This is a genomic window from Oceanihabitans sediminis (assembly GCF_003337215.1).
Lineage (GTDB): Bacteria > Bacteroidota > Bacteroidia > Flavobacteriales > Flavobacteriaceae > Oceanihabitans > Oceanihabitans sediminis.
Genome location: NZ_QPIG01000001.1, coordinates 134,430 through 158,144 on the forward strand (window position 1 = coordinate 134,430; position 23,715 = coordinate 158,144).

Below are 23,715 nucleotides of genomic sequence, written 5' to 3' on the forward strand. Positions count from 1 at the left end.
TTCAAATGGAAGTATTATTATAAAATCGACCTTTCTTTAAAAATCATTAAATGAAAGGTCGATTATAACTAACTAAATAAAATAGCTTTTAATTACTCCTATTAGAGCTCCTCACAAATATCGTTTCCAATATTATTAGTAAAAGTAAGGTTGGTATAATTTAAACTAGAATTAGCTGCAATTTTTCTTTCTACTATTCCACATCCACCACTATTAGAAATTTGAACATTATTTAATGTTAATGTTATAGATTGACTTGTTTGATCTCCTAAAGAAAGACCTCCATTTTGATTAAACCAGTTCCAATGTGATTGACCAGCATCAGAAATAATAGTATTTTCAATTTTATTTAAACTACTTACACTTTGAGTTATATTAATTCCTTTCCAACTACCTTGCCCATTTAGTCCTGAAAAATTTACAGGATTTTCTTGTGTACCTAAAACCTCTAATACTGTATTATTATGGATCATTTGAATACCATAATCTTCAGCGAAAATGATATTGCAACCATCCATGATTTTTAAATGACCAGGTCTTTCATTCACCCTATCTTGTCGCACATAAATATTCTCTTCTATAAAAATCGGAATACCAGGATTTAACCAGGTATGAACTGGTCCATCTACCTCGTCTTCAATATAACCTCGGTTATATATAGAACCAGAGTTTACATAAATTTGGTTGTTACCATTATCGGCATACGTAGTTTGTTCTCCATCTAAAAACTTAACTTTCCTTGCTGCTATTTGCATAGGAAAACCTTGATTTTCAATTATCATATTAGCTTGCCAACCATCAATATTTGCGGAAGTAGTAACAAAAACTCCATCACCTTTGTTTTTACGAATAATAGTGTTTTTAACCTCTACTTTGCTGCCATTTACATTAGATAATGCAGGTAAACTTCCATCAGTTCCTCCAGCAAATTCTATAATACAATGATTTAAAATATTATTGATATCTCCTGAATCCATATAAATTCGATTCCAAGCTCCAGGTGTTTGATTGGTTCCTGTAAACACAATAGGCTTAGAAGTTGTACCATTTGCAATTAATGCTCCTGTTCTTGTATCGTAATCGTCTATAATTAAACCCCCTCCTTGCTCAAAAGCAATTGTAACACCTGGCTCTATAGTTAACGGTGCTCTAACCTTTACCTCACAAGGCCATATATAATCAATTCCTGAACCGCGGTCTTCAAGAACCATGGCTTCTGTTATGATAGAACAGTCCAGGACCAAAGGCTCTACTGTTGGGTCTGGCTCATCAGCTATTGGGCCTAAACTATCATCATCTGAGCTACAACTAATTAATACTATACAAGTTATGGACATGTATAAAAGTGTTTGCATTTTAAATTGAAAATTTTTCATGTTTGATTTTTTTTAATTATTGAATTTATTATTGATTGAAATTTAATTAATAGGCTAAATTTTTATTTGTATATGTTTACTACTGAAGCCATTTAGTTAATGTATTCAGAAGCTAGTGTATTGGTTTCTTTGAGACAATTCTGACACAAACATATAGACGAAGTAAGAGTAGCACAACCGCAAATTAGAATTTGGAGGTTATGATTTAGAATTTGGATAAAACAGTGTCAAATAGGTATAAACAAAAAATACCCAGTTATATATATAACTGGGTATTTAAAAATGTTTTTTTGAAACGCACTGACAACTCTTATTTACTTATGAATTTATTAAGTAAGAGCTTTCAGTATAATCTAAATTGTAAGGTAATTTACGCGTAGTCCTCAAGCTTTAATGTAATGTTTTCCCAATCTTCCATTAACTTAGAAAGCTTATCCTTTTTAGATTGATAATTATCGAAAAAATTAGGCTTAGAAACGACTTCGTCATAGTTTGTAGCTAATTCAACATCTATTTCTTTAATTTCTTTTTCTAACTGATTTATTTTCGATTCTATATTGCTCAGTTTATTATTAAGAGATTTTAGCTTCTTTTGTTCTTCGTAGCTATGTGTTTGTTTTTCTTTAGGAGCAGATTTAATTACGGTACGTTTTTCTACTTCACGCAAGTTAGCAACATTACGCTGTTCTAGATAATAGTCAATATCACCAAGATATTTTTTAATCTTTTCGTCTTTAAACTCGTAAACAGTATCTGTTAATCCTTGAAGAAAATCTCTATCGTGAGAAACTAGAATAAGAGTTCCTTCGAAACGCTTTAGGGCATCCTTTAAAACGTTCTTAGATTTAATATCTAAATGGTTTGTAGGCTCATCCATAATAAGCACATTGAAAGGCTGAAGCATTAATTTAGCTAATGCTAAACGGTTTCTTTCTCCTCCAGAAAGTACTCGTACAAATTTTTCGACTTCGTCTCCTCGAAATAAAAACGAACCAAGAATATCTCTTACTTTACTTCTATTGGTTTCGTTTGCAGCATTAATCATTGTATCTAATACGGTTTTGCTTCCGTTTAAATACTCTGCTTGATTTTGAGCAAAATAGCCTATTTGTACATTATGACCTAGTTTTAGCTTTCCGTCGTGCTGAATATCTCCAACAAGAATTTTTGCTAATGTAGATTTACCTTGTCCGTTTTGACCAACAAAAGCAGTTTTCTCATCACGCTCTATCATCAAACTAATGTTAGATAACACTTGATTATCTCCATAGTTTTTTGAGATGTTTTCAGCTTCAACAACTACTTTACCTGGTGTAACGGAAACAGGAAAATTAAGCGTCATTACACTATTGTCATCTTCGTCTACTTCAATTCTATCAATCTTATCTAATTTTTTAATTAGAGATTGCGCCATAGTAGCTTTACTTGCTTTAGCTCTAAATTTTTCTATTAGCTTTTCGGTTTGCTCAATCTGTTTTTGTTGATTCTTTTGTGAAGCTAATTGTTGCTCTTTTATTTCGTTACGAAGCACTAGATACTTCGTATATGGTTTTGGATAATCATAAATTCTACCTAATGAAATTTCAATGGTTCTATTGGTTACATTATCTAAAAACATCTTATCATGCGATACAATTACAACGGCTCCGTTATAGTTGTTTAAGAAACTTTCTAACCATATTATAGATTCAATATCTAAGTGGTTTGTAGGCTCATCTAAAAGAAGTAAATCATTATTTTGCAGAAGTAGCTTTGCCAATTCAATTCGCATTCTCCATCCTCCGGAAAAAGTATCGGTAAGTTTATTAAAATCTTCTCTTTTAAAACCTAAACCTTGTAATATTTTTTCGGTTTCCCCTTGATAGTTATAACCACCTAGAATTTCATATTGATGCTGCAGATCATTCACATCTACCATCAACTGATGATATCCGTCACTTTCATAATCTTCACGTTCTGCTAGCTGTGTATTTATATCTTCTAACTGTGCTTCTACCTTTTTTATTTCGGTAAAAGCTTCGTAGGATTCCTCTAAAACCGTTCTTCCTAAAACGAAATCAATATCCTGCTTTAAAAAACCAATTTTCAAATCCTTATCTGAAGCTAATTGTCCAGAATCCGGCTCCATTTCTTTAGATAATATTTTAAGCATGGTTGACTTTCCAGCACCATTTTTTCCGATTAAACCAACTCGGTCTCCAGAATTAAGTTTAAAAGTGATTTCTTCAAATAAGTATTCACCTTGAAAAGAAATAGATAAGTTATGGATATTAAGCATAGATTGGTAACAATAGTTACGTGATTTTAAGAATTAAAAGTTAATTTTGTAGTATTAACTAGTTTGCAAAAGTACATTAAAAATTATGTTTAAAAAAGGTTCTAAAATATATAGTATAGTAACTGGTGTATGTCCTAAATGTCACCAAGAATCCATGTATTATCATAAAAACCCATATTACTTACGCCATGTAATAAACGTTAAAGAAAATTGCTCAAAATGTGGTACCCAGTATCGTTTAGAGCCTTCTTTTTTCTTTGGCGCAATGTATGTTAGTTACGCATTAGGAGTTGCTTTTGCAGTAGCAGGATTTGTGGTTAGTTATTTTGTTTTTGACGCTTCTATACATGCTATATTTATTTCGATAATTGCTACTTTAACGGTATTTGCACCAATTATTTTACGTTGGTCTAGAAGTATTTGGGTAAATATCTTTATCCACTATGATAAAGAGATAGCTGAGAAAGTCAAACAAAATAAGATAGAGCAGGTTTAGTACTTGATAAACCTCTCTATATTAATCTCCTCTTCTAAGGGCAAACTTAACTCTATGAATTCATATAACTGTTTTGCAATATAAGGTGCTATCATAACACCTCTAGTTCCAAGACCATTTAAAACAAACATGTTTTTATGTGAAGTATGTTTTCCAACTAGCGGTCTTCTGTCTGATACCGTTGGTCTAATACCTGCTACTTGATCTACAACCTCAAAATCACATTTTAAAAAGGTTTTTAGCTTATTTAAGAGCTCTTCTCTTGCTTGTTGTGTTATTGCGTTAGTTTTATCTTTCCAATTGTATGTGGCTCCTACAGTATATAAATCCTTTCCTAAAGGAATTAAAAATACACTAGATTTTAAAACATAATCTATTTTTAAATCTGGAGCATGAATAACTAACAACTCCCCTTTTGCTTCTTTTAAAGGTAGATGATTAAAGAAAAGATTTTGTATAATTCCAAAACCTTCAGCGAAGACAATATGTTTCGCTCTAATATACTTGTATTGTAGTGTATCTGAAATTTGTAGAGAATCATAATTAAAAGATTCTTCCACCAGTTGCTGATTACTTAAAAGTGATTTTTTATAACTTTCAATTAATAATTGGGTATCTATCCTACCTGTTTCTAAAACTTTACCAAATCCAAACGGAGCTTCAATAGCAGGGTTCTCATTTTTAATTATTTCTGATGAAAGATATGTTGACAATTCAGGTTTATCTGCTGCTACAAACCAATTGTTTTGTTCTTCTACAGAAGTGAAGCGTCTATACACAGGAGTTTTATGATCTAGTATAACACCACATTCCTTTTCAATCTTATTGTAAATAGGTAAAGCTAGTTGTATTTGCTCCGTGCTTTTCCAAACAGAAGTGAATCGTTTTAATACCACCGGATTATATAATCCGCCAGCAACTAAAGATGACGTTTGAGATTTATCATCAAAGACAACAAAACTTTTATTATTCTCTTTTAGTTTCTCACAGAAATGAATTCCAGCTAAACCACAACCAACTATAATATAATCTACGTTCAAAATATCGTTATTATTTTTATTCAAATATACAGATTTATAAGCTCGAGTAATTTGATTAAATAAAGAAACAAAAATTATAAAAAACAAAAATGCCCACTTAAAAGTGGGCATTTTTTATAATTTACAATGTGACTAGTAAGACCACATATCCATTTCAAAGTTTCTGATTTTTTCTTTAATTCTATCAGACTCTAATAATTGCATTAACGCATTATCATTAATATACTCATCAACGGTTCTGTCGCCATATACATTTTCTTCTTTGTAGATATAACCGTTAAAACGTCTAGAGTTTAGGATATGATCGTAAGAAAATGGCACTGCACTGTTTTTATTGTTAAAAGTTTTTGCTTCGTGTAGCACTTCTCTTGCATCTGGAAAGAAAATCCAGTATAAAGGGTTTGGCTCTCTATTTTCTTCGTCTGCACTATCAATAAAGTTTACGTCTGGTGCTGCAGGTGCAATACCTAGTAATCTGTATTTAAGTTCACCTTGACGTTTATCAAAGTACCAAAGACCTTTAATTAAATAAGCACTAATATCATACGAAGAAATTTCTCTCTTTGTAATATATTCAGGGTCTACATAACCATCAGCATTTAACTGATCGTAACCAATATCTAGAGTATCAATTTTTCTAGTAATATCTTGTAAATCTTTTAAACTACGTTTTGCAGTAAAGTAAGAATCGTCATATACATTTTCAATTTTACCTTCTTTAATTGCTTTAGTTAAAACATCAAATAGAGAACGTCTTTCACTTCCAATATTATTAGTATCTATTGGATAGTATAAAGGAAAGTTTATACGTTCATCTAAAACCACTTTTTCCCAAGTCATTTTAGAGTACATAATGTCTCTATCATCTACATAACCATATTCTAATGGTTTGTCATTATCTACAGCTTTTTGTGCTTCAGTTCTAACTCCGATTTCTTGCGGTGTTTTTGCATTTAAAATATTTGCTTGCGAAAAACCTGTAGTCGTTACTGCTACACTAAAAATGGTTAATAAAAAAGATTTATAATTCATCTTACAATTGATTTATTTTTAAATAATACTATAAAGTTTGATTAGTTAGATAACTCTATAATAATTGGTGCTGCTGGCTTAATTCTTGGACCGTTACTTTTAGACTTAATATCAAAGATTGTTACATCTGCACCTCTCTTAGCTTTACGTAAAGCTGCTTTTGCTTGAGAGTTCAGTCTGTTTCCTTGACAAGTTACACTTGGTGATCCAGGTACTTTAAACTTGAATGATGTTACTGTTAAAGGCAAATCGAAATCAAAGTCTTCAAGTACTGCCTCCACTTTTCCGATCTCTACGTTATTTCTAGGTAAAGAGAATTGTCCAGTTTTCCCAACCATTTGTCCAGAAGGCTTTGGAATATCTTTAATTCTAAAGCTTTTCTTATCTCCTACAGTTGAACCATCTTCTAATTTAGCTGTAACATTAATAGTTACTTCACTACCAGTAGTTGGAACCATATTATATTTACCTGCTCCTGACCCTTTTCTTAAACCAGCACCTGTAGCATTTACTTTACTATCTGGAACACCTGCGAAAGAAATAGTCATTGGGTTATTTACGCCACGGTAAACAACATTCATTTTATCTGCAGATATAGTTGCAGAGTTTGGTCTTGGTACAACAACATAGTTAGCTGAAATAGGAATTTTTAATTCTTCATTGTTTTCAATAAAAGTAAATTCTCCTTTTAATTCGTGCTCTCCCACGTTTCCTACGTTAAAGTCTAAAGTAGCTGCTCCTGAAGAATCGATAGCTTTAGAAAGATCTACTTCTTTACCTTGAACTGTTAATTTAGTTGGTGGTACATTAGCATATTTTCCAATTACTACTCTACCTTTAAACTGCTCTCCTGCGAAGAATGCAGATTTTTCTGGCAATACGATAGCTTTATAGTTGTTAAGTGTTGTTGCTTCAGAAACAATATTTCCTAAGAATAAACTGAAAATATCAGATTCTGTTACCTTAACATCATTTTGCATTGCTGTTAACTTTGTATAGGATGCAATTGCAGGGAATCCTTGATAGTGGTATGATAACCAATCAATTTTCTTTCCTTCTTTGTCTTCTACTGGGTTCGTGCTGAAAGTTTTTTCAAAAGCTTCTGCTCTTCCTCTATAACTTTCGTCTGTAGCTAGAATTTCATTAATTGCTTTTTTATACTCATTAATGTTATCCATTACCTCTTGACCTTTTTTTGTTAAACGGTCTCCAGTAAACCAAGCTGCATCAAGGATATCTGTTTTATCCATTGCTTCGAAGTCACCTTCTTTAATAGACTCTTGATATTTTCCTGCTTTAATTAAATCTGCTTTTAAAGATTCTAGGTAATTAAAGAATTTATCTGATGCAATTTTCACCTGCTTTGCTCTTGCTGCAGGCACTTTAAATTGTTGTGGATTCTCTTCCGCTTTAACATCTAATTCTGCTAACAACTTCTCATTTCTTTCTGTTGTAGCTTCGTTAGATTCCGCGAATTTAGCTTCCATTAATCCAAATGCTGAAAGCACTTCTTTTGACATATTCATAGCCATCATTGCGATGAATACTAAATACATCAAGTTAATCATTTTTTGTCTTGCAGACGCTTTTCCTCCTGCCATGTCTAATTAGTTTTTTAGGTTAATAATTATAATTAATAACTAATACTAATTAGTTTTTGTTCATTGCAGATAACATTCCACCATATACTCCATTTAATGAAGATAAGTTAGATGCTAAAGATTGCATTTGTTCTTTAAGTTTAGCAGCATTTTCTACAGCCTCTTCGTTAATTGAAGCTTGTCTACTTGCACTTTCTACTTGTAATTTATAAAGACTGTTTAAAGACTCCATTTGAGATGCAGCTAAAGAAAGCTCTTCGCTATATTTCTTTTGAGATGCAATAGAATCTACTGTTGGAGCAATTCCTTTTGCAGCTCCTTCAAAATTCTTAATGCTTGCTCCTAAGCTAGCCATTAAGTCTCCGTCAATTTTAGCCTCTTTTAATAAGTTGTCTAATTTTTTAGAAAGTAAACCATCAGCATCTTTAGGGTCTTCTTGTTTTACTTTTTTAACACCAGTTGAAGTTCCTCCAGCTAATTCAGGGTATACTAAAGACCAATCAATTTCACCAGCTTGCTTTTCGAAAGCTGAATAGGTAAATACTAATGCTTCCACAATCATACCAAGAGTTAAAATTTCAGAAGCGTAAGGCCAATGCTGAATTTTAAATAAAGCTCCAATAATTACTATTGCTGCTCCTAATCCGTAGATCATGTTAGTGATGGTCATTTTTTTCTGTGCCATAATTTTTGTTTGTTTTTTAAAGTATTTCTACTTAAGGTTGATTAATTATTAATTTTGGTTGTTTATTAGTTTGCGTTTGCTGTAACATCAGTTCCCATATAATCTTGAACAGTTCTGAAGCCAATATAACTTCTTGCAGAATCTGCATATTCAAAATCTCTAGAACTAACTTGTAAGTAGTAAGCTACGTCTTTCCAAGACCCTCCTCTTACAACTTTACGTTGGTTATTAATATCGTTTACACTTGGGTTGATAGTTGAAACGTATTCGTATGAGTTAGGATCGTAGGATGCACTTACCCATTCTGAAACGTTACCAGCCATATTATATAAGTTATAATCATTAGGCTCGTAAGATTTTGCTTCAACAGTATATAATGCTTGATCTGCAGCATAATCTCCTCTTAAAGGCTTAAAGTTTGCCATGAAACATCCTCTATCATTGATAGCGTATGGTCCACCCCAAGGGAAAGTAGCTCCTTGTAAACCACCTCTTGCTGCGTACTCCCATTCTGCTTCAGATGGTAATCTGTACTTATTAACGTAGTGTTGTTTTTTAGATTTTCTATAAGCGTTGTGATATAGTGTTCTCCACTCACAAAATGCTTTAGCTTGTTTCCAAGACACTCCTACTACTGGATAATCTCCATAAGCATCATGCCAGAAATAATCATTATGCATTGGCTCGTTGTAGGAGTAAGCGAAATCTCTAATCCAAGCTGTTGTATCTGGATAAACCTCAACTGCTTCCGTGATAATAAACTCAGATCTTCTTTTTCCTTTGTTACTTACTTTTGCTGCTTTTTCAATATCCATATACGAATATTGGAATTTAAATTTTGAAACATCCCAGGTGCGTTGTCCGTTATAAGACTCTTCAATAGGAAGATACATAGTATCCATAACCTCTACATAATACTCATCTGGATATTCTGCTGTATCAAAAATAATATCTACATCGTGGTTTAGTTTTCTACCTTCATAACCAGTCTCACCCATTCCGCTATAGTTATCATACATGTACTTTTCGTAAGCGTTCATGTTTTCTGGATCTGCATCTTTAAAGGCAAATTCTCCAATACCACCATCACCTGGAGTTGCTCCAACCTCATCTGCTAATATTGCTAGTTTTGTTCTAATAGTTGAATCTCTAACCCAGTTTACAAATTGTCTGTACTCACTATTTGTAATTTCTGTAGCATCCATATAGAATGATCTTACGGTAACTGTTTTTGTTGGTGCATCTTGTATACCAGCTAAGTCATCATCTGACTTACCCATTATAAATGCTCCACCAGGAATTAATTCCATTCCGTAAGGTTTTTCCGGGTGCCATTTTTTTCCTTTAACACCAACCAACTGTCCTCTGTCACCAGAACCACAACTTGCAAGGAATGCTAAAACTACTGTTAATAATAGAAACTTCTTCATATTCATTAAAAACTCGAGGTTAATTATATTTATTCTCAAAATTAAAGAGCGTAAACTTATTTATATATTTTTTAATTACCAACTTTTTCTTTTAAAAATAACTCTAGTTATCGTAAAAATAAACCATTTCAACGACAATTATAGCATTTTATTTTAGTTAAATTTTTTAAACACAATTCTTCTGAAAAGCTTTATACCATCTTTCAGGTACATTATTGTTACAAGCATCTTCATAATCTTGATGCGTGCAAGGTAATAACGTATGTTTTTTTAGTTTATTATTCACTTCACTTAAAAAAGGTATTTCTATCCACCATCTACCTGTTCTAATACTCTTATAAAAAATCAATTCTTGATCTTCTACAAGTGTGATAAATTTCTGGTAACTATCCGCATCTTTGAAGTCATCATCTTTTACTCTGTAGTTAACGCCTTCAATAAAATACCAAATGATTTGTGAGATTAACATGGCAGTGACTTCATCATCTGTTGATGGTTTGTACTCCCATATACCTAAGGAAGATACTTTATTGCTTATTCCCGCATAGCGAGAAATAGCACATATTTCTTTTCCGTCTAAACCGTTTGGGCTCACTCGTTGCTTTGCACTAACTTCTGAAGCTTTTATAGACCCCAAATCAATACTTACAATATTTGCATCTCGAAGTATTGGCTCTACAATAGTAATATCTTTAGAAACGTCTCCTAATCTATAAGCATCAAAATACAACCTATCCATCAAATCTATTTCCTCCTGAGAATTGAAATAAGTTTGATAGCCTAAAGTGGAATAATTAAATAAGTTGAATGGTTGATCTAAAATAATCTTTCCAACAAAGCTATTGTTCTTTATTGGTTTTGCAGAATCACCTATGTCAAATTTAGAATCTACATTCACAATATTAACCATAGGAATCAAATCATCATAAGCACGATAATTTGCATAAGTCAAATCTTGACTCCCTCCTAATATAATAGGTATCACCTTTTTCTGAACTAAAACAGAAATAGCAGATTTTAAAGCGAAGTAAGTATCTTCTACTGTTTCTCCTTTATTAATGTCCCCTAAATCTGCTATAGTTGTTGTCCAACTTCCAGGAAAAAGTGCATAGAATGATTTTCGGATTTCATTTAAGTTGAAATCTTCTCCTATATAGTTTTCATCATTCCTGTTTTCAATTACACCTAATATTGCAAGCTGTACTCCGTCTAAATCTGGAATACCATTTTGCTTTGAATGTATTCTTATTTTTCTTCCTAGCGCTTGCTGTGGTAACAACTCGTTATGAGCCAAAACCATATCGGATACTGGCGAGAGAAAATTAAAATTCATTTATTTTTTCTTTTTAGTAGCCGGCTTTTTCTTAGCAGCAGCTTTTTTCTTAGTAGTTTTCTTTTTTGGTGCGTTCTTTTCAATTATTGCTTGAACTTCTTCTAAAGTAAATTTAGAAACATCCACCGTTTTAGGTAATTCTATTTTTGTTTTACCCTTAATAATATTGTGTCTTCCCCATCTTGCCTTCTCTACTTTTATTCCTTCTTCTTCCCAATGGTGAATTACCTTATCTTTTTCTTTTTGAATTTTATCTTCAATAAGTGTTACAATATCGGTTTCAGATAAATTATCCCAATCGTATTTTTTGTTTACGTTAATAAACATATTGTTCCATTTAATATATGGACCAAAACGACCTTTTCCTTTTTGTACTGGCAAATCTTGGTAGTGATAAATAGGCGCATCTGCTTTTTGTTTTTCTTTTATTAAAACTATAGCATCGTCTAAATCTACACTTAAAGGATCTGTTCCTTTTGGTAAAGAAACATAAGCCGAACCAAATTTCACATAAGGCCCGAAACGACCATTATTTACCTGTACTTCTTCTCCTTCGTATGTTCCTAAATCTTTTGGAAGCTGAAATAAATCCATAGCCTCCTCATAAGTAATAGTGTTTAACTGTTGGTCTGGAGATAAACTTGCGAAACTTGGTTTCTCCTCATCATCTACAGTTCCAATTTGCACCATTGGTCCGAATTTACCCAAACGAACACTTACTTGTTTTCCTGTTTTTGGATCTGTACCTAAAATACGTTCACCAGATTCTCTATCTGCATTCTCTTGTACGTCGATAACTATTGGGTGGAAAGTTTTATAGAAAGACTTCATCATCTTTTTCCAATCCTTCTTTCCTTCTGCTATATCATCAAACTGATTTTCAACTTTAGCTGTAAAGTTATAATCTAAAATGCTTTCAAAATGATTCACTAAAAAATCTGTAACAATCATACCAATATCGGTTGGTACTAGTTTTCCTTTATCTGACCCTACTTTTTCTGTAAGCTTTTTATCTTTTACCGTTCCGTTTTTAAGAGTAAGCTGTGTATAGTTACGTTCTATTCCTTCTACAGTTCCTTTTTCAACATAGTTTCTATTTTGAATAGTAGAAATTGTTGGCGCATAAGTAGATGGTCTACCAATACCAAGCTCTTCTAATTTCTTTACCAAAGAAGCTTCAGTATATCGTGCTGGTGGTCTTGTGTAACGCTCTGTCGCGGTAATATATTTATTTAAAAGCGTTTCGTTTACCTTTAATGCAGGTAGCATTCCGTCTTGCTCTACATCTTCATCATCTGTTCCTTCTAAATACACTTTTAAGAAACCATCGAATTTAATCATCTCTCCATTTGCAGTGAATACTTCACTATTTTTAGATGATTCTATTTTAACATTTGTACGCTCTAATTGTGCTTCACTCATTTGTGATGCAATAGCACGTTTCCAAATTAAATCGTATAATCTTGCTTGATCTCTATCTATATTTACAGAATGTGTAGCAAAATTTGTAGGACGAATAGCCTCATGCGCTTCTTGCGCGCCTTTTGACTTTCCTTTGTAATTTCTAGGTTTGCTATATTTTTCACCGTAAGCCGAAATAATTTCTGCTTGGGCTCCGTTTTTAGCTTCTTCAGATAAGTTTACACTATCTGTTCTCATATAAGTAATTAATCCAGCTTCATATAAACGCTGTGCCATATTCATGGTTTTACTTACCGAGAAATATAATTTTCTTGCTGCCTCTTGTTGTAAGGTAGAAGTTGTAAATGGTGCTGCAGGCGCTTTCTGTGCAGGTTTTTTCTGCAAATCTGCAACTTTAAAATCTGCACCAATATTACTTTCTAAGAAAGCATAGGCTTCTTTTTTTGTAGCAAAGTTCTTTGGAAGTTTCGCTTTAAAAGACTGGCCTTCTTCGTTAGAGAATTCTGCATCAATTCTATAAGATGCTTCAGCTTTAAACTCTTGAATCTCTCTTTCTTTTTCAACAATTAATCTTACAGATACAGACTGTACACGTCCTGCTGAAAGACCTCCTTTTACTTTCCTCCATAAAACTGGAGAAAGCTCATATCCTACAATTCTATCTAAAACCCTACGTGCTTGTTGTGCATCTACTAAGTGATAATCAATACCTCTAGGGTTTTCTATTGCTTTTTGTATCGCTGCTTTCGTGATTTCGTGAAAAACGATACGTTTAGTTTTCTCTTTATCTAATTTTAACGTTTCTGCTAAATGCCATGCTATCGCCTCACCCTCGCGATCTTCATCACTAGCTAGCCATATCATTTCTGCTTTCTTCGCTAAATCTTTCAGTTTTTTTACAACTGCTTTTTTATCTTTAGAAACCTCGTATTTAGGGTCAAAATCACCCTCAACGTCTACTCCTAATTCTTTTGAAGGCAAATCTGCAATATGCCCAAAACTAGACTCCACTTTAAAATCTTTTCCTAGAAATTTCTCTATTGTTTTTGCTTTTGCAGGTGACTCTACGATTACTAAATTCTTCGCCATATTTCTATTTTTTCAGTTTGCAAAGGTATGCGAAAAAAAATTTACGTTCCTAATTTATTATAATTTGACCAAATTCTCCGTCCTATTAAAGTATAAAAAAAGCCTGAATAAACAGGCTTTCCTTTTTTGAAAATTAAAGTATTAAGTATTTTCTATCTACTTGTTTACTTCTATAACATCAAAACCAATACTGTCCTTATATATATAGTAAGCAGGAATATATGAAAAAGATGCTGTTACAAAAATTCCAACAAAACAAAGTATCATACCCACCAAAGAAGCTAGAATAGAACTCACCATAATTAAACCGAAAGAAATTAACCATTTTTTATTTCCTAAGGCAAAACCCGATTTTATGATGTCAGAAACCGATTGCTCTGGATTAAAAGCAAAAATCAGATTCATTAGTGTTATTGGTACGATAACATAAAACACAGGCAAATAACATAAAAGCACTGCTATTAAAGAAATAACGAAGGTTGCTAGTGATAATTTTATCATTTTTGGCAAATACGGTTTCTTTAAGTAGAAGAAATAATCATCGGAACCAACTTCATTCAAATCTTTCATTTTACATATTCTATAAAATCCCGCTCGCATACCAAAGCTAATTACCGAAGCTACTAAAGCTAACAAAAAAGAAAATATCACAAACGGAACCATTACAACAGGGTTTGGCTCACTACTTTGTTCGAACATACTTGGGTCTATAATTCCAGCACCTAATAAAGGCAAATACATTAATAAGTAAAAAGGCAGCATTACCAATATTGTTAAAAGCAACATGATCAAACCTTGCAACCATACTTTTTTAAAGAGATCTATACTTCTATTAAAAATATCTCCAAAATCTAATTCTTTAGCGTTTTGCACTTTACTCTCAAACTCTTGTAAGGTCATCTTATTGTTTTTTGTGGTTAGTATTCAAATGTAGGGAATTATCTATAAAAAATTTCGAATATTTACATTCTGCCACTTTGTCACTTTACTTAAAATAATTGTATCTTTGCAATATTATTGAAAAAGTTTATAACTAATGATATTCCGCCTTTGCGGAAAACAGGTATGGAGAAAATAATAGACGAAAGCAAACAAGGTGAAAGCCTAGTTTTAGAAAACAAAAAAGAAAACACTCGCAAGCTTTTTATTGAAAGTTATGGTTGTGCTATGAACTTTAGTGATAGTGAAATTGTAGCTTCCATATTATCTAACGAAGGTTTTAATACAACAAACAAACTAGAAGATGCAGATTTAGTTCTTGTAAACACCTGCTCTATTCGCGATAAAGCAGAACAAACCGTTAGAAAACGTTTAGAAAAATACAATGCCGTTAAAAAGACAAACCCAAAGATGAAGGTAGGAGTCTTAGGTTGTATGGCCGAACGCTTAAAGAGTAAATTTCTTGAAGAAGAAAAAATTGTAGACCTTGTTGTTGGACCTGATGCTTATAAAGATTTACCAAATCTACTTGCAGAAGTAGAAGATGGTAGAGACGCTATAAACGTAATACTTTCTAAAGAAGAAACTTACGGAGACATTTCTCCAGTACGTTTAAATAGCAACGGAGTTACCGCTTTCGTTTCTATTACACGTGGATGTGATAACATGTGTACGTTCTGCGTAGTTCCTTTTACAAGAGGAAGAGAACGCAGCCGTGATCCACAAAGTATTTTAGAAGAAGTAAACGATTTATGGAGCAAAGGCTACAAAGAAATCACCTTACTCGGACAAAACGTAGACAGCTACCTTTGGTATGGCGGTGGATTAAAAAAAGATTTTGATAAAGCTACAGACATGCAGAAAGCAACTGCAACAAATTTTGCGAAGCTTTTAGAAATGTGTGCAGAAGCGCAACCAAAAATGCGTATTCGTTTTTCAACTTCTAATCCGCAGGACATGACGCTAGATGTGGTTGAAACAATGGCGAAATACGATAATATTTGTAAGTACATTCACTTACCCGTTCAAAGTGGTAGCGACAGAATTTTAAAAGAAATGAACAGACAACATACTCGCGAAGAGTATATTGAGCTTATAAACAACATCAAACGTATTTTACCAGACTGTACAATTAGTCAAGATATGATTACTGGTTTTCCTACAGAAACAGAAGAAGATCATCAAGATACGCTAAGCCTAATGAGAGAAGTAAAATATGCCTTCGGATATATGTTTGCTTACTCCGAAAGACCTGGAACTTTAGCAGAACGTAAAATGGAAGATGATGTTCCTCTAGAAGTAAAGAAAAGACGTTTACAAGAAGTAATCGACTTACAATTAGAGCATAGCTATGAAAAAACACAATCTTTTATTGGTAAAACAGTTGAGATTTTAATTGAAAAAGAAGCTAGAAAAGGAGATAAAGATTGGTCTGGAAGAAACAGCCAAAACCTTCTTTGTGTATTCCCTAAAGAACACTATAAGGTTGGTGATTATGTAAATGTAAAAATTACAAGCGCTACAAAAACCACATTAATTGGTGAGCCAGTAGGCTATTCAGAAAACAACTAATTTTTTATTAAATTTAAGGAAACTCTCAATTTAGAGAATAGTTAATTATATGGAATCCATTCAAGCAATAAAACAACGTTTTGGAATTATTGGTAACGACCCAACACTAAATCGCGCTATTGAAAAAGCAATTCAAGTAGCCCCAACAGATATTTCGGTTTTAGTAACTGGAGAATCTGGTGTTGGTAAAGAAAGTATTCCTAAAATTATTCACCAATTATCACACAGAAAACACGGAAAATACATTGCCGTTAACTGTGGTGCTATTCCTGAAGGCACTATAGACTCCGAACTTTTTGGTCATGAAAAAGGGGCCTTTACAGGGGCTACAGCTACCAGAAGTGGTTATTTTGAAGTTGCCGATGGTGGAACCATTTTTTTAGATGAAGTTGGAGAGCTTCCGCTTACCACACAAGTACGCTTATTACGTGTGTTAGAAAACGGAGAATTCATCAAAGTAGGTTCTTCAAAAGTACAAAAAACTAATGTTAGAATTGTAGCTGCTACAAACGTAAACATGTTTGAAGCCATTAAAAAAGAAAAGTTTAGAGAAGACTTATATTACAGATTAAGCACCATAGAAATTAACCTTCCTGCCCTACGCGAACGCAAAGAAGATATTCATTTACTGTTTAGAAAATTCGCTAGTGACTTTGCTTTAAAATATAAAATGCCAACCATCAAATTACAAGATGATGCGGTAGATTTGCTAGTTAAATTCAGATGGCCAGGAAACATTAGGCAGTTACGAAATGTAGCAGAGCAAGTTTCAGTTTTAGAACAAAACAGAACTATAAATGCCCAAGCACTTCAAGAATATTTACCTAAAGGAAGCACAAACTTGCCGGTTTTAGTAAATAACACAAAAGCTGAAAGCGACTTTAGTAATGAGCGTGAAATTCTATACAAAGTATTATTCGACATGAAAAGCGATTTAAATGATCTTAAAAAGCTTACCATGGAATTAATGAAAAACAGTAACACCTCTGAAGTTCAAAAAGACAACGAGCATTTAATTCAGAAGATTTACGGAAACGAAGAAGACGCCGAATACGAAGAAGCAAAAGAAGAATTAAGAGTACTTGCTGTTTCTCAAAATGAAGATGCAGAAGTTATTCAAGATACTACAGACAAGTATCACTTTGCGGAAGAAATTGAAGAAGAAGAAACCCTGTCCTTACACGATAAAGAATTAGAGTTGATTAAAAAATCTTTAGAACGTCATCAAGGAAAACGTAAATTAGCAGCTGCAGAACTTGGTATTAGCGAACGCACCTTATACCGAAAAATTAAACAATTCGACCTTTAGGTATATTTGACAAATCAAACTCCACTTGAAAAAGGGTTTACAACAATTTTATTTTAACAACACGTATTAATGAAACACCTTAATTACATCTTTCTTTTTACAATAAGCACGATATTTTTTTCTTGCGGACCATATTCGTTCACAGGAACTTCTATTGCTTCCGATGTAAAAACATTTCAAGTAAATTACTTTCAAAATAATGCCATCTTAGTAGAACCAGGAATCGAAAGAGATTTCACCATAGCATTACAAGATTTAATTACAAATCAAACCAATTTAAGCTTGGTTAATTCTAATGCCGATTTAGTTTACGAAGGAGAAATTGTAGAATATAGGATTTCACCAACAACAGCAACATCTCAAAATACAGCAGCTCAAAATCGACTAACAATTGGTATTAACGTGCGTTTTTTCAACAAAAAGAATGAAGAAGATAATTTTGAACAACGCTTCACCTTTTATTACGATTACAAAGGAAGCTCGCAACTTATAGGATCGATTAAAACTACTGCATTTGAAGAAATTTTTGAACGTATTACACAAGATGTTTTCAACGCTTCTTTAGCAAAGTGGTAATTATAACAAAGAAATAAATTTGGCTTAGCCAATGAACAATACAGAATTCACATATTTATTACAAAATCCGCAAGAGGTTACAGCTTCACAAACCGAAGCTCTAAAAACCATTCTGGATACTTTTCCGTATTGTCAATCTGCAAGAGCACTGTATCTAAAAGGTTTAAAAAACAAAGAAAGTTTCAATTATAACCAAGAGCTTAAAACAACGGCTAGTTATACCACAGACAGGAGTATTTTATTTGATTTTATCACTTCAGAAAAATTCCTTCAAAACGAAATTTCTAAAAACATCAAGCAAAACACAGAGCATCTAAAAGATATTCCCGTTGATGTTGAAGATATTTCTGTAAACAAAAAAGTCACTTTAGATGATCGCCTAAAACAACAAATAGAAGAAACCACAGGTGTTCTAGACCCTGATTTATTCGAGCCAAAAACTAAAACTTCTAAAGTTGAAGAAGTTAAGGAAGTTGAAGAAAATGCTCAATCAGATATAGAAGAACAACCTAAAGAAGTTCCTTCACAAGAAACGAAACAAGAAAAAGATTCACCAGATAAAATCTTAAACATAGGAAAGCCATTGCAATTTGGTCAAAACGAAACACATTCGTTTAACGAATGGCTAAAACTAGCAAGCTACACCCCTATTGAGCGTGAAGAAAAACCGAAACCAAAGAAAAAAACGAAGTCTGAAAAGGAGAAAAAATTCGATTTAATAGAAAAATTTATCTCTAAAAATCCAAAGTTAAAACCAACAAAAACTGCTACAAAAAACAATAATATTGCCGAAGAGCGTATGATTCAGCCAGAGTCTCTAATGACAGAAACTTTAGCTCGAATATATGTAGAACAAAAAAACTACAAAAAAGCCATACAATCTTATAAAATATTAATTTTGAAATATCCAGAAAAAAGTGGTTTCTTTGCAGACCAAATTTATGCAATAAAACAATTACAAGAACAAAACAACAAAGAATAATATGTTTACAGTATTTTTAATATTAATAGTAGTGGTCGCTTTTTTACTAGTTGTAGTAGTAATGGTACAAAACCCAAAAGGCGGCGGATTATCATCATCTTTTGGTGGTGGAGGAACACAGCAATTAGGTGGTGTTCAGAAAACAACCGACTTTTTAGACAAAAGCACATGGACCCTTGCAACTATACTAATAGCATTAATTTTACTTTCTAACGTAGCAATTAATAAAAGTGGTGTTGTTAAAGAATCTAAAGCTTTAGATATCGAAAATGTAACTACTCCAGTTGCTCCAACTACACCTGCCACTCCAGCAGTACAAACAGAAGAAACTCCAGCAGAATAATCTGTTTCACAAAATATATCGAAAAATGCCAGCTATCAAGTTGGCATTTTTTTTTGCCCATTACCTACCTAAATCTGAAACTTTGTCAGACAATTTTTATTGGCACATTTTTCGCTCATTAGCTAATCGTTAAACAAAATTTTAATTAACTAAAAAAATATATAAAATGAGTAAAGTAAATATCAAACCGCTTGCAGATCGCGTTCTTGTAGAACCACTTCCTGCAGAAACTCAAACAGCTTCTGGTTTATTCATTCCAGATTCTGCGCAAGAAAAACAACACAAAGGAACTGTTGTAGCAATAGGTCAAGGTAAAAAAGATGAGCCTCTTACAGTAAAAGTTGGTGACACTGTTCTTTACGGAAAATATTCAGGCAGTGAATTAAAATTAGATGGTACAGACTATTTAATGATGCGTGAAGAAGATATTATGGCAATCATCTAGATGGCTACTGCGAAAGCAGATATCTTAAATCAAAATACTTAACAAAAAACAAGATTCCTGCTTAGGTGGGAATAACAAATAAAAATTTTCATTATGGCAAAAGACATAAAATTTGATATTGATGCTCGCGACGGATTAAAACGTGGTGTAGACGCATTAGCAAATGCAGTAAAAGTAACATTAGGACCAAAAGGACGTAACGTAATTATCGGAAGAAGCTTCGGTGCTCCGCAAGTAACTAAAGATGGTGTTTCTGTTGCAAAAGAAATAGAATTAGAAGATGCTCTTGAAAACATGGGAGCACAAATGGTAAAAGAAGTAGCTAGCAAAACAAACGATCTTGCTGGAGACGGAACCACTACTGCTACTGTTCTTGCACAAGCAATTGTAAAAGAAGGTTTAAAAAACGTTGCAGCTGGTGCTAATCCAATGGACTTAAAAAGAGGAATCGACAAAGCTGTTACAGCAATTGTTGAAGACTTAGAAAAACAAACACAAAAAGTTGGAAACTCTTCAGACAAAATAAAACAAGTTGCTGCTATTTCTGCAAATAACGATGATGTTATTGGAGATTTAATTGCAATGGCTTTTGGTAAAGTTGGAAAAGAAGGTGTTATCACTGTAGAAGAGGCTAAAGGTACAGATACTTATGTAGACGTTGTTGAAGGTATGCAGTTTGACAGAGGATACCTATCTCCTTACTTTGTTACAGACAGTGACAAAATGATTACAGACTTAGAAAACCCTTATGTTTTATTATATGACAAAAAGGTTTCTACAATGAAGGATTTACTTCCTGTTTTAGAGCCTGTTGCTCAGTCTGGAAAACCATTATTAATTATCGCTGAAGATGTAGATGGTGAAGCATTAGCTACCTTAGTAGTAAACAAATTACGTGGTTCTTTAAAAATTGCTGCTGTTAAAGCTCCAGGATTTGGTGACAGACGTAAAGCAATGTTAGAAGATATCGCAATCTTAACAGGTGGTACTGTGATTTCTGAAGAAAGAGGATTTACTTTAGAGAATGCTACTTTAGACATGTTAGGAACTGCAGAACGTATTACAATAGACAAAGACAACACTACTGTTGTTAATGGTTCTGGAGATAAAGACATGATTAAAAACAGAGTTAGTCAAATTAAATCTCAAATAGAATCTACTACTAGCGACTACGATAAAGAAAAACTTCAAGAACGTTTAGCTAAATTAGCTGGAGGTGTTGCAGTATTATATGTAGGTGCTGCTTCTGAAGTAGAAATGAAAGAAAAGAAAGACCGTGTTGACGATGCTTTACACGCTACTCGTGCTGCAGTAGAAGAAGGTATTGTTGCTGGTGGAGGTGTTGCTCTAGTACGTGCAAAAAAAGTATTAGAAAAAATTACTACAAGCAACCTAGACGAAACTACAGGTGTACAAATTGTAAACAGAGCAATTGAATCTCCTTTACGTACCATCGTAGAAAACGCAGGTGGCGAAGGCAGCGTTGTTATAAACAAAGTACTTGAAGGTAAAAAAGATTTCGGTTACGATGCTAAAACAGACAATTATGTAGATATGCTGAAAGCTGGAATTATTGATCCTAAGAAAGTAACTAGAATTGCATTAGAAAATGCCGCTTCTGTTGCTGGAATGATCTTAACTACAGAATGCGCTTTAATAGATATTAAAGAAGATAATGCCGGAGGCGGAATGCCTGCTGGTATGGGCGGAGGAATGCCTGGAATGATGTAAAAATCGTTTTTAAATTAATTAACATCAAAACGCTTCTAGAGAAATCTGGAGGCGTTTTTTTATATCTATCATTTAAATACAACAAGCAATTATAACAGATCTTTTATAAGTGTTTTTGCTTTCACCTCATCTGCTTCATGAACAAAAATTTCAATCTCCCCTAAGATACCTGGATAGGAAGAATCTGATTTATTAATTTCAAAATAAGCAATACCTGCCTCGTCAAGTTTGTTTTTAACTCCAGACACTAAAACTTGTGAGTTCCCCGAAAAAATTAACTTTCTATCCATAACGTATATTTTTATATGCTATCCTAAGTTACGCATTTAATTAGTAATTCCACTAAGTTAGAAACCTAAAAACTTAAATCTAACTTGTTTATTATAAACAATTTGAATCTAACTTCAACTTTTCAAAATTATGTTTAAGCGATGTAAAATCTATTTTTAGATAAGTATTTTTTCGGTGTGGTTAAATTGAAATAAAAAAACTGTATCCTGTTTATTAAATACATTCATAATGAAAAGGTATATTTCTCTGCTTACTTTCTCTATTTTAGCCTTTAATAAAAGCTTCAAACAAGAGCTTGAAACTAAGAAAAAAGCGCAAGAGAGGTAATAGTTGAAAATGGTTTTGCTTCTGAAAAAAAAATTTATAGTCAGTCTAAAAGTAATTTCATTAAATATGAAGCCATTAGCTGGAACAGATATTCATGACAACACTTCGTTTAAGTTCTTTAACTAAACATAAAAAGTTTTATGGTAATCACCATTGAAATTGATTTTAGACAATTACATAGTTCTACGCATTGTACCTCGCTCCTTATATTTTCTTTTTACTTTTATAAGTTTATATCTAAAGTCATCAAACAACAAACTCATTAACAAAACCAAAGCAGCCACCAATAAGGTTTGAAGTTTTAATTCTACAGTTGAATAGAAAAACCCACCTACTAAACCTCCTACAAAAAAGGAAAGAATTATATATGTTCGAAGTTGAATATTGGCTTTCAGTTTTTTTTTCTTTCTAGCTGATTTTTTAAAAAACAATTGCGAAATATCAATTCCTAAATCTGTAAAAAGCCCTGTTAAATGGGTGGTTCTAACAACTGCATTGGAGATTTTCGTCACAAAAGAATTCTGAATTCCCATAGCTAAAAGCAATAAGCAAACAACTAAATTAGGTGATTGTATTTCGATATAAATACTATAAAAACCTATGGCTAATAAAATAAAAAACTCAATAATGGTGGGAACTAAATAAATATTTAATCGCTTAGTATCTTTAAACCTCAAGATTAAAAAACTAGACAAAAAAGAGCCAAAAAGGAAAGAAAATATATAAAGGAAATAAATGGTTCCTTTCCAAAACTGAAAATCTGCAACGTCATTTATAAATAGAGCAAAGTGACCGGTAACATTTGTTGTTAATTGCTTAAAAGATAGAATCCCAGTTACATTTACCATTCCCGCTACAAAAGAAAGTATAGTCGCTATCTGAAGATTGTGCTTTAATGTTCGGCTTTTACCCTGATGTCTAAACATACTTGACTTTTAAATTATATTGCTACACTCACAAACTATTAATGTAAGATTTAAAATAAAACTAAAAAAGCCTGAATGTAAATATATTCAAGCTTTTTTTAAATGGATTTCAAAACGAATTATTCGTCTTTATGGTCATCAACCACTTCGTCATCACGATATTTACAACATGCATGTACAGCATCATAAGCTTCATCTGAAGCTTTTATTTCTTTGGTATCATGACCAACTGCAGCAATACTATTATGAATTTCGTTTAAATTTGTTTTCTCTTCATTATAAATTACTTGTAATTCATGTGTTTTCACATCCCAAATTGCAGATTTCACACCTTTAATCTTAAAACATGCTTTCTCAATTCGGTTTTTACACATTCCACAAACACCATCTACTTCTAAAGATGCCTTTGCATTTTTATTTTGCGCAAAACTTGTTGCACTAATAAATATTAAAGCGATAATTGCTATTGTTTTTTTCATTTTAATAGATTTT

21 protein-coding genes are annotated in these 23,715 nt (G+C 32.7%); 8 read left to right on the top strand and 13 right to left on the bottom strand.

Going from position 1 to position 23,715, the window contains the following annotated elements; genetic code table 11:
• Positions 1–101: 101 nt before the first annotated feature.
• Together DU428_RS00610 and DU428_RS00615 are read right to left on the bottom strand one after the other, a co-directional pair.
• A complete protein-coding gene (locus DU428_RS00610) occupies positions 102–1,376 on the bottom strand; it encodes a hypothetical protein (protein WP_123796478.1) in 1,275 nt (424 codons plus the stop codon).
• Between the two features lie 370 nt (positions 1,377–1,746).
• Positions 1,747–3,654: an ABC-F family ATP-binding cassette domain-containing protein gene (locus DU428_RS00615; protein ID WP_113965570.1), complete on the bottom strand. Its 1,908-nt coding sequence runs from the start codon at positions 3,652–3,654 to the stop codon at positions 1,747–1,749.
• A gap of 85 nt (positions 3,655–3,739) precedes the next feature.
• On the opposite strand from DU428_RS00615, the gene DU428_RS00620 reads away from it, so the two are divergent.
• A complete protein-coding gene (locus DU428_RS00620; RefSeq protein WP_072348625.1) occupies positions 3,740–4,150 on the top strand; it encodes a DUF983 domain-containing protein in 411 nt (136 codons plus the stop codon).
• On the opposite strand, the gene DU428_RS00625 is transcribed toward DU428_RS00620, so the two are convergent.
• The 8 genes from DU428_RS00625 to DU428_RS00660 form a co-directional block, all read right to left on the bottom strand.
• Positions 4,147–5,214 carry an NAD(P)/FAD-dependent oxidoreductase gene (locus tag DU428_RS00625; protein WP_243633430.1) on the bottom strand — a complete coding sequence of 356 codons (1,068 nt, stop codon included), beginning with the start codon at positions 5,212–5,214 and terminating at the stop codon, positions 4,147–4,149. The two genes, DU428_RS00620 and DU428_RS00625, sit on opposite strands and share 4 nt — an antisense overlap.
• A gap of 108 nt (positions 5,215–5,322) precedes the next feature.
• Complete coding sequence (gene porN / locus DU428_RS00630) at positions 5,323–6,222, bottom strand: type IX secretion system ring subunit PorN/GldN (protein ID WP_072348623.1); 900 nt, start codon at positions 6,220–6,222, stop codon at positions 5,323–5,325.
• A 41-nt stretch (positions 6,223–6,263) separates the two neighbouring features.
• Positions 6,264–7,823, bottom strand: coding sequence for a type IX secretion system motor protein PorM/GldM (gene porM / locus DU428_RS00635; RefSeq protein WP_072348621.1), 1,560 nt, complete (start codon positions 7,821–7,823; stop codon positions 6,264–6,266).
• A gap of 49 nt (positions 7,824–7,872) precedes the next feature.
• Positions 7,873–8,508, bottom strand: coding sequence for a type IX secretion system motor protein PorL/GldL (gene porL / locus DU428_RS00640; protein WP_072348619.1), 636 nt, complete (start codon positions 8,506–8,508; stop codon positions 7,873–7,875).
• A 65-nt stretch (positions 8,509–8,573) separates the two neighbouring features.
• A complete protein-coding gene (gene porK, locus DU428_RS00645) occupies positions 8,574–9,938 on the bottom strand; it encodes a T9SS ring complex lipoprotein PorK/GldK (protein WP_072348932.1) in 1,365 nt (454 codons plus the stop codon).
• A gap of 166 nt (positions 9,939–10,104) precedes the next feature.
• On the bottom strand, positions 10,105–11,271 hold the full coding sequence (locus DU428_RS00650) for a formimidoylglutamase (protein ID WP_072348617.1): 1,167 nt from the start codon (positions 11,269–11,271) through the stop codon (positions 10,105–10,107).
• Positions 11,272–13,782, bottom strand: coding sequence for a type I DNA topoisomerase (topA, locus tag DU428_RS00655; protein WP_113965572.1), 2,511 nt, complete (start codon positions 13,780–13,782; stop codon positions 11,272–11,274).
• 156 nt (positions 13,783–13,938) lie between these two features.
• Entirely contained in the window at positions 13,939–14,682 is a 744-nt protein-coding gene (locus DU428_RS00660; RefSeq protein ID WP_072348613.1) for a hypothetical protein, read from the bottom strand.
• 165 nt (positions 14,683–14,847) lie between these two features.
• On the opposite strand from DU428_RS00660, the gene miaB reads away from it, so the two are divergent.
• From miaB to groL, 7 genes are all read left to right on the top strand, one after another.
• Positions 14,848–16,293, top strand: coding sequence for a tRNA (N6-isopentenyl adenosine(37)-C2)-methylthiotransferase MiaB (gene miaB, locus DU428_RS00665; RefSeq protein WP_113965573.1), 1,446 nt, complete (start codon positions 14,848–14,850; stop codon positions 16,291–16,293).
• Positions 16,294–16,342: 49 nt separating this feature from the next.
• Entirely contained in the window at positions 16,343–17,602 is a 1,260-nt protein-coding gene (locus DU428_RS00670) for a sigma-54 interaction domain-containing protein (RefSeq protein WP_072348609.1), read from the top strand.
• 69 nt (positions 17,603–17,671) lie between these two features.
• Positions 17,672–18,178: an LptE family protein gene (locus DU428_RS00675; RefSeq protein ID WP_113965574.1), complete on the top strand. Its 507-nt coding sequence runs from the start codon at positions 17,672–17,674 to the stop codon at positions 18,176–18,178.
• Between the two features lie 31 nt (positions 18,179–18,209).
• Positions 18,210–19,160, top strand: a complete 951-nt coding sequence (locus DU428_RS00680) for a tetratricopeptide repeat protein (protein WP_072348604.1) — start codon at positions 18,210–18,212, stop codon at positions 19,158–19,160.
• A gap of 1 nt (position 19,161) precedes the next feature.
• Complete coding sequence (secG, locus tag DU428_RS00685; protein WP_072348602.1) at positions 19,162–19,503, top strand: preprotein translocase subunit SecG; 342 nt, start codon at positions 19,162–19,164, stop codon at positions 19,501–19,503.
• Positions 19,504–19,669: 166 nt separating this feature from the next.
• Entirely contained in the window at positions 19,670–19,948 is a 279-nt protein-coding gene (locus DU428_RS00690) for a co-chaperone GroES (RefSeq protein WP_072348600.1), read from the top strand.
• Positions 19,949–20,041: 93 nt separating this feature from the next.
• Positions 20,042–21,679, top strand: coding sequence for a chaperonin GroEL (gene groL, locus DU428_RS00695; protein WP_072348598.1), 1,638 nt, complete (start codon positions 20,042–20,044; stop codon positions 21,677–21,679).
• 89 nt (positions 21,680–21,768) lie between these two features.
• Here groL and DU428_RS00700 read toward each other — a convergent pair whose 3' ends face one another.
• The 3 genes from DU428_RS00700 to DU428_RS00710 all read right to left on the bottom strand — a co-directional run bounded on the left by DU428_RS00700 (position 21,769) and on the right by DU428_RS00710 (position 23,702).
• Positions 21,769–21,969, bottom strand: coding sequence for a putative signal transducing protein (locus DU428_RS00700; protein WP_072348596.1), 201 nt, complete (start codon positions 21,967–21,969; stop codon positions 21,769–21,771).
• 501 nt (positions 21,970–22,470) lie between these two features.
• A complete protein-coding gene (locus DU428_RS00705) occupies positions 22,471–23,223 on the bottom strand; it encodes a YoaK family protein (protein ID WP_072348593.1) in 753 nt (250 codons plus the stop codon).
• 119 nt (positions 23,224–23,342) lie between these two features.
• Positions 23,343–23,702, bottom strand: a complete 360-nt coding sequence (locus DU428_RS00710; RefSeq protein ID WP_072348591.1) for a heavy-metal-associated domain-containing protein — start codon at positions 23,700–23,702, stop codon at positions 23,343–23,345.
• Positions 23,703–23,715 lie beyond the last annotated feature (13 nt).